We start from the raw sequence: 7,251 nt of genomic DNA, 5'->3' as shown, positions 1-7,251 counted from the left end.
GCGCCTGCTGGACCCCTGATAAGCCCGGCTGCGCCACCCCGACCCGCTTCGCCGGGCTGATCAGGGGCGTCCCGCCATACCCATCCAGGGGGTCAAAGTTCGACGCCGATCCAGGGTCAATGTTCAACGCTGTTTGACAGTCGAGCCCGTTTTTTCGCCGTCGGAGGGCGACGTCCTAGACCGCTAGCTATCCAATTTCGTGGATTAGTTCAAGTCATCTATGGTGATCATGCACTGCTGCCTACCGTCGTCGTCCTTTTTCTGGTCAGCGACGGCCACTGCCCAATGGTGCAATCGGGATAGTTAGGCGTGGCGAGTGGCCGGAAGCGTAGGAGCGTGCTCGGTCCAATTCGCCTACCCATCGCACCGGTTTAGTGCGTCTTAGCCACGATCCAGTCAATGATTACGTTGGCGACCGCTCCGTTGTTCGCTTCCAGCATCATCATATGTCCATTGCCATGAATGCCGTGTTCGGCGAGCGCGAGACGATCTGGTCTCGCGCCTGCTTGAGCTAGAAAAGCACCTGTGCAGTCGTCCATCGTCGCCCGGAATGATGCTTCACCGGTGACGATGACAGCCGGCACCTTCGCGAGGTTCGGAAGCTTCCGAGCCGGTTCAGCCTGCAACCAGCAGCGGATCTGATCCGGCCGGATTGGCTGGTCGGCCTGCATGACCGTCAGGTCAGTTGGGGAGTTCACTGGTGGCTCGAACTTAAGCGGCACCCGAGTGATGCCATAGGGCCGAGCGCGAGCGTCACCAACGCGCTCGTACCACTCTGCATCGCCTTTGAACCGGATGTCATAGAAAGTCGGTCCGTTCGGCTCAACGGCAACATGCGCCTTCACAAGATCCGGCCGCTGGTCAGAAACAGCCCAGCCGAACACTCCCGCCTGCGAGTGAGTCAGAAGGACCGAGGGACCGATCTTCTCGAGCAGTGCAATCAGTGCCGGATTCACCAGCTCCTCGCTTTTCAACGCATTCGCGATGTACGGGACCTGTGAGAGGTAGAACTGGTCGAACGCTTCATTACCCTTCACTCCGGGGCCGCCCGGCCATTGAGTATGGAGCTTGGCCTGCGGGAATAGCTCGAACCGCTCCTGACCGGTGAAGATGCTTTCCAAATCGCCGGGTGCGAGTCGAGCGTAAGGGCCATAGACCTCTGGGTTGTCGCCCGACCGGCCCCGGCCGACCTGATCGACGACGTAGACGGCAAAGCCGCGCTCTACGAAGTGATCTACCCATCCGGTTCGGCCATCTGGTGTGGCAAGGAAGTTGACGCCGGTCTGCGCGGTGCCATGCACCATGACAACAGGGAAAGGCTGTGTGACCTGCGTCGGAGCGTGGAACTGGACGAACATCTGCCCGGTGGCAAACTCCTTCCCGCCAGCCCCCTCGTAGCGGCCGCCAACGAAGAAGTAGCCCTCACGCTGAGCTGGCTTGAAGGTCGCTGGTACGTCGGGGGTGACAGGAACAGGCTCGGCTTTGACCACCACCGTCAACACGAACAGGGCGCAGGCCCCTAGCAGCGTCAACTTCCGCATCGAAATCCTCCTATGGACGTCTGGCGCGTCGTAGCCAGAGTATCGACGGGGATCATGCTGCGTGTCCATCTGTGGGGCTTGCGCGCTCACACATACCCGCAGGAGAGCCCTTCCCTGGAGTCTCGCTGTGCTACCCTGACGGAAGCCGCCTTGTCGTCACCTTGGCACCCAGTCCGACCCGATCAGGTGGTCGAAACGGGCGGCGGTCGCCGGCAGTAGCAGATCACGGTACCCCCACGTTGCGACGTACGAAGCGACCGCCAGTTCAAGTTCAATCACTCGCAGGTCGCCCGGTAGGTCGTGCGCTGGAGGTGCGGTGAACTGAGAGAGGCGAGTGCAACCCTGCTGGGTCGCCGTCGGGACGTTCCATTGGTGATGGGCCAATCTGCAGGCGTCATCGATACCCTCGGCTCCAGCTTCGACTGCCGCCGCCGCCCGAAAGGCCATGAGAGTTCCAGGCGGCTGTTCGTCAAAGCGACCCGAGAGGTCGTGGTACGGACCGGTGGTCGCAACTGCAGCCACGTTGACCGTGATGCTGTCCTCTCGCGTGGCAAAGCTCGATTGGACCGACACCGCGAAGCGGCCGTGCCATGCCAAATGGTCGAGCCCAAGCAGCTGTAAAGATCGATTAAACTCGGCTGAGAGCCTTCGAGGGGCGTAGCCGTCGAGTGCCCTAATGGGGTCCTGGTCCAGGATAATGCCGCCGAAGGCGACCCAGCCGTACGGCTTTGCTTGGAGAAGCTGCCGGCAGGTTCCGGCCAGCCAAGCGTCGCCGAGGGCTCGACAGACGGGGCAGGCTGCCGAGGTGCAGGGGGCCTTACCTCTGCACGCGGCGAGACGGCGGCCTCCGCGCTTAGCGAGGGCACCGGGCAGTTCGTCACTGAGGTACCGCGCGAGGAGGGCCTGACGACCAACAAGTTGGCGGAGGTCCGGAGCGGGGCTGAGATGGCGAGCGCGGTGGTGGAGGCCTGCACGCCAAAAATTGGTCGCGCCAGGGCCGCTACCTGTACCGGCTACGACGTCGCCGTTGATGGCCTCTATCTCGGAAAGGAGCTGTGCTGACATGGAATTGGGTCCTCGTGGTTGGGCTGCTCGCAGCAGCCCCAACCCTTCACGAGACCGGGTCAGGGGCTATCGTTCGGCTTCTCGGTCAGCTCCCTCCCTTGAGAGAGCGACCGTCCAGATACTAACGTAGCCGACATCGCTTATGGGCTACCGCCAAATTATGTTGGGTCGCTTCATAGGCGCTCTTTCGAGCCTCGGGGGATCGATGTGCAGCCCGAACCTCGTATTTTATGAATTTTGGAAGAAGGCGACCCCGTCCAACTGCAAAGGCTAGCGTACCGATACGCTGAAGCTCGAAAGTGCAGGCTTTGGCTTTCTCCGCCGCGCCGCCGACGGCCCGCGCCGCACGTCGAGCGCTTCGACCTAATCGACGCTGCGGCTTTCAAAATAAGGAAGGGCTTCGACGCGCGGTGTCTGAATGCAAGGCGTCGCGTGATTCGAATTATCCTACGAGGCTGTGTGAGTCCTTTCGGCTGATTCGGTGAGGTTCGTTCTCGAATCAATCCCGATAAGGAGCTGAAGCTGGGTCCGGTACTTGGTCGCCACGCGCATCAAGATTTCTGCGCTGAGCTTTTGTGCCCCCAGTGTGACCCGATGGCCTCAAGGTGCAGAAATGCTACAAGCATCCCCACCATAAGCTGTTCTGCTGAAAAGCAAAATTTGGTGCCCAGGGACGGAGTCGAACCGCCGACACTGCGATTTTCAGTCGCATGCTCTACCAACTGAGCTACCTGGGCCACCGCCGAAGCGCTTGGCGCCGTCGACTGGAGCGGGGGTATAGTGAGGGGATGCGGCCCTGTCCAGCCTCCTTCTCACACATCCTGCAATCGCATCGGTTCACGACGAGCGCGGCGGGGCCTCGTCCTCGGATTCGTCCTCGTCGGTGGGGATCGCGTAGCGGTCGGTGAGCCAGCGGCCGAGGTCGATATCGGCGCAGCGGGTCGAGCAGAAGGGCTGGAACTCCGGCTGCGCGGGCTTGGCGCAGACCGGGCACGGCTCCGGCTTCCGCTTGGGGAGGGCGGTCCCGCTCATGCCATCGCCCCCCAGCCTTGCCGCACGGGAAACCCCTCGCCTTCGAGGAGGCTGATCGTCTCGTAGAGCGGCAGGCCGATGACGGCGCTGTGCGAGCCCACGAGCTTGACCACGAAGGTCCCGGCGAGGCCCTGGATGGCGTAGCCCCCCGCCTTGCCCCGCCACTCGTCCGAGGCGATGTAGCGCTCGATGTCGCGGCCGGAGAGGCGCTTGAACCGCACCCGCGTCTCCACCACGCGCTCGCGGCGGTTGCCCTTGGGCGAGAGCACGCAGACCGCCGTATAGACGCGATGCTGGCGCCCGGAGAGCAGGCGCAGGCAATCCGTGGCCTCGTCGGCCAGTTCCGCCTTCGGCAGGACGCGCCGGCCCACGGCCACCACCGTATCGGCCGAGACGATGTAACTGTCGCGCATGTCATCGCGGCGGCGCGCGGCATCCCCCGCCACGTCGAGCTTGGTCCGGGCGAGGCGCCGGGCGAGGTCGCGCGGTGCCTCGGACTTGTTGGGGGTTTCGTCGATGTCGGCGGGCAGCAGGGCGTCGGGTTCGAGGCCCGCCTGCTGCAGCAGCGCCAGCCGGCGCGGCGAGGCCGAGGCGAGGACGAGGCGCGGGCCGGGGCGGGGCGTCGCGCCGGAGGCGTCATTCATCGTGGCGTGCGTGCCGCCTTGCGCTGAGGAAATATCCATCGGTGCTTTTTGACAATCCGCATGCTGGGGATGGGCGCCGTGCCGAAGTGTCGAGGCGACCGGGCCGCGATGGGCCGGATCGACGTGCCGGACCGGCCGGCACGCTATCGGAAAGCCCGCCCCTTGGGAACGCAAACCCTCGCGGAACGCCGCGACGGGACCGTGGACAAAGCGGTCCGCTCTGATATGGTCCCCACGCTGGAAAGCCGGAACGCGCCTGTCGAGGCCTTTCCCGCCTGTCGGCACGCGGGCGTAGTTCAGTGGTAGAACGTCAGCTTCCCAAGCTGAATGTCGTCGGTTCGATCCCGATCGCCCGCTCCAATCATTTGAAGCACTTAGCTGGTGCGACGTGGCGCCCCAAAACAGGGCGATACCACATTGATACCACCGTTACGGCTTGTCAAAAGATGCCGCCCAGGCTGTCGTAAAAATGTCCGGCGGCTTCGATTGCGACCTGAAGTTGCAACCATGACGGCGGAAGGACGGCACCGTTGGCTAAATCGCGACTAGCCGTCACTGCCCCGAGGGGGCGACCTGATCCACTCCCCGGTCATCCGGCCTGACGCCCGAAGCGACCATCGCCCAGCGCGACCAAGTACCTGCCCCAATGAGCCCGGTCTTCCATTTTTATCCTGAGAGTTCCAGGGTTCAGCCTCTGCTTGGCGACGGATGCCCCCCGTTTCGTCCAGGGTTGCAGGGCCGCTAAGATCTCCTCGGACGTCATGCCGCCCTCTAACGGCAGGAGTGCTCGCACCTCCTGCATTACGCGATCCCAAAAGGCCTCGGACCGGGAGCGCTGGAGTTGGTCTTCACAGACCGCCAGGGCAGTGCGTAGCCTGTCCGCCTCAGCGACAGCCATTGCGAGTTGCGCGGCGAGTCCTTCTGCTTTGGCTTCAGATTCCTGAAACAAGCCGAGGAGGTGCTCGCGATCCTCAGCCTCATCCCGCCGGATTTCTTCCAGGGAGGCACGCTCCCGCTGCCAGCCGAGCGCTGCCTCGCTCTGGGCCAACAGCCATGTTTCTTTCACCATGGCGCCGGAACGCTCCTGGAGGCTCGTTGGAAGATCCTTAAGTTCCAGCTGAGGCTTAAATCTCCGGGTCTCCCGCCACGCAGCGAGGTGCTTCAAGATCACATCCGGCGATCCTCCGTTCGTCAGTCGTTCGTGCACTCGCCGTCTAGAAGGGCGCTGGCCCCCTGCGAGAAGTGCGTCCGCCGCTTCGAACACTTCGTCTTGTGTCGGCATGTGAAGGGGACCCTCGAATGATAAGAGGATCACGCAAAACAGCTAACGTTCAGTTGAGGGTTCCGATACCAGATACCGGTACTCGGTATCTGGTATCGGCCGTGACCAGACCAGACGGCGTGATGCTGAGCTGATCAAAAGGATTAGCCGGGGCCGCGGCGCTTCCCGCGCCAGCCGAGTGAGCCCCTATCAGAACCGGTAAAGGCCGAAGACCGGTACCGGTCGACCATGATATCTCACGGCCCACACGCCTAGCGTTACCGAGAAAGAGAGACTCGCTTCCTGGGTAAGTGACTCGCTTTACCAGATAGCGGCGGCTCGATGTGTCTGTAGGCCGATGGCATAGTCTAGCCACTTTTAGAAAATCCCAACCAATATGGCACTGAACCCGGTGATCAATATCACAAACATCACTGCTCTGCTGCGCAAACGACAGCTGATATCCGATCCAATTGATATCGGAACCAAAGATCCGATTTCGAACACCAAAGTTACCTTCTGGAGCAACTTCAGGTAGTGTGAGAAGCGCATGGAAATTTCTGCGGCCCGGTTCAGTTCCCTCGCGGAAGATAAGGGGAACGTATGTCGAAGCTCGGCAATCGCCTCGTATCCCCGGGGCCGTGGGGATGAAGCGGTAGCGGGAGGTCCGATCCAATCCGTCCGCATGGAGGCGATATCGAGTGGCGCAATGTTCTCCGCACGGGCGCAAAAATAAGCGGCCGTTCTCGCCGACCCTGATCGCAGGGACCGTGGAACGAAAAAGGCCGCCCCTGTGAGGGGTGGCCCTAAGTTGAAGGAGGAATTGTCCTTGGGAGGACCACACCGTGTGTCATGGCTCGCGTGCCACGACGCATCACATCATATTGCGCCGATACGGCCCATGCGCTGGAGACCTGACGTGGGTCGGTGCTGCATCAGTCAAAAGTTGTCAGTGCGCCGGGGATAGGTGGCAGGCGAGAAGGCCATATGTGGCAGTCGCCTCAAAAGCCGGGAGGGGCCGCTGGGCCACCGGCTACGCTTTCCCAAATGCTCGGCCAGGGCTTCCACTTCACTCCGACCTCTCCGGGGGACGCACGCAACGACCTGGCTAGGCAGGAGTTTCCCGTGCGTCGAGGCGCCGGGCGCGCCTTTGCCATCTCCGAGCCCCAAGGAACACTATGTCCCGTGAGACCAGCATCAAGGCGACCGAGACGTTCGGCGAACTTGTCAACGGCGGCCGGTTCGACGCCTTTCCCGAAGTCGTCGCCTCGGATTGCCACGACCACGACCCGGCGCCGGGGCAGCGTATGGGTCCAGAGGGATACCAAGCTTTCTTCACGCAGCTCCACTCAGCCTTCCCGGACATGAAGGTCGAGGTGAAGAAGCTCGTCGCGGACGGGGACGACGTCGCGTTTGCCTACACGCTCACCGGTACGCACCAGGGCGACTTTAACGGGCACAAGCCCACCGGGAAGGCCATCAAGGTCCGGGGCATGCAGATCGGCCGCTTCGTCGACGGGAAGATGGTCGAGCGATGGGGTTCGTCCGACGAGCTCGGCATCATGAAGCAGATCGGCGCGATAGACGGATAGTCGGAGCGCACGGACCCGCCCTCGTAACGCCAGTTGGAGGCCCCCGCCGCACGTCTCGGATTTCGAGTAGTCCGAAGGCGTGCGGCCCAGCCGGATGTCGGTTCGCGATGTCGGCA

General features: G+C 62.6%; 5 protein-coding genes and 2 tRNA genes. 2 read left to right on the top strand and 5 right to left on the bottom strand.

Translation table 11 applies throughout. The annotated features are described in order from the left end of the window. Window positions 1-371: 371 nt before the first annotated feature. The 4 genes from MKK51_RS19575 to MKK51_RS19560 all read right to left on the bottom strand — a co-directional run bounded on the left by MKK51_RS19575 (window position 372) and on the right by MKK51_RS19560 (window position 4,321). On the bottom strand, window positions 372-1,541 hold the full coding sequence (locus MKK51_RS19575; RefSeq protein ID WP_243979871.1) for an alpha/beta hydrolase: 1,170 nt from the start codon (window positions 1,539-1,541) through the stop codon (window positions 372-374). Between the two features lie 1,726 nt (window positions 1,542-3,267). Next, a tRNA-Phe gene (locus MKK51_RS19570) sits at window positions 3,268-3,343 on the bottom strand. 100 nt (window positions 3,344-3,443) lie between these two features. Next, window positions 3,444-3,638: a DNA gyrase inhibitor YacG gene (gene yacG, locus MKK51_RS19565; RefSeq protein WP_243979870.1), complete on the bottom strand. Its 195-nt coding sequence runs from the start codon at window positions 3,636-3,638 to the stop codon at window positions 3,444-3,446. Next, a complete protein-coding gene (locus MKK51_RS19560; protein WP_243979868.1) occupies window positions 3,635-4,321 on the bottom strand; it encodes a Maf-like protein in 687 nt (228 codons plus the stop codon). Before MKK51_RS19560 ends, yacG begins: the two co-directional genes overlap by 4 nt. A 246-nt stretch (window positions 4,322-4,567) precedes the next feature. Between MKK51_RS19560 and MKK51_RS19555 the strand changes: the two genes are divergently transcribed. Continuing rightward, window positions 4,568-4,642: transfer RNA gene (locus MKK51_RS19555), tRNA-Gly, on the top strand. A 229-nt stretch (window positions 4,643-4,871) separates the two neighbouring features. On the opposite strand, the gene MKK51_RS19550 is transcribed toward MKK51_RS19555, so the two are convergent. Next, window positions 4,872-5,564 (bottom strand): DNA-binding protein, encoded by a 693-nt coding sequence (locus MKK51_RS19550; RefSeq protein ID WP_243979866.1) that lies wholly within the window; start codon window positions 5,562-5,564, stop codon window positions 4,872-4,874. 1,157 nt (window positions 5,565-6,721) lie between these two features. Here MKK51_RS19550 and MKK51_RS19545 point away from each other — a divergent pair. Further along, window positions 6,722-7,135: an ester cyclase gene (locus tag MKK51_RS19545; RefSeq protein ID WP_243979865.1), complete on the top strand. Its 414-nt coding sequence runs from the start codon at window positions 6,722-6,724 to the stop codon at window positions 7,133-7,135. Window positions 7,136-7,251 lie beyond the last annotated feature (116 nt).

Source organism: Methylobacterium sp. E-045 (assembly GCF_022829685.1).
Taxonomy (GTDB): domain Bacteria; phylum Pseudomonadota; class Alphaproteobacteria; order Rhizobiales; family Beijerinckiaceae; genus Methylobacterium.
Note: the sequence above shows the minus strand (reverse complement) of the source record. Positions and strands in the feature narration are given on the sequence as shown.

Coding starts and splice junctions, on each gene's coding strand:
- MKK51_RS19575 (WP_243979871.1), bottom strand. CDS start 1,541: ATGCGGAAGTTGACGCTGCTAGGGGCCTGCGCCCTGTTCGTGTTGACG.
- MKK51_RS19560 (WP_243979868.1), bottom strand. CDS start 4,321: ATGGATATTTCCTCAGCGCAAGGCGGCACGCACGCCACGATGAATGAC.
- yacG (WP_243979870.1), bottom strand. CDS start 3,638: ATGAGCGGGACCGCCCTCCCCAAGCGGAAGCCGGAGCCGTGCCCGGTC.
- MKK51_RS19545 (WP_243979865.1), top strand. CDS start 6,722: ATGTCCCGTGAGACCAGCATCAAGGCGACCGAGACGTTCGGCGAACTT.
- MKK51_RS19550 (WP_243979866.1), bottom strand. CDS start 5,564: ATGCCGACACAAGACGAAGTGTTCGAAGCGGCGGACGCACTTCTCGCA.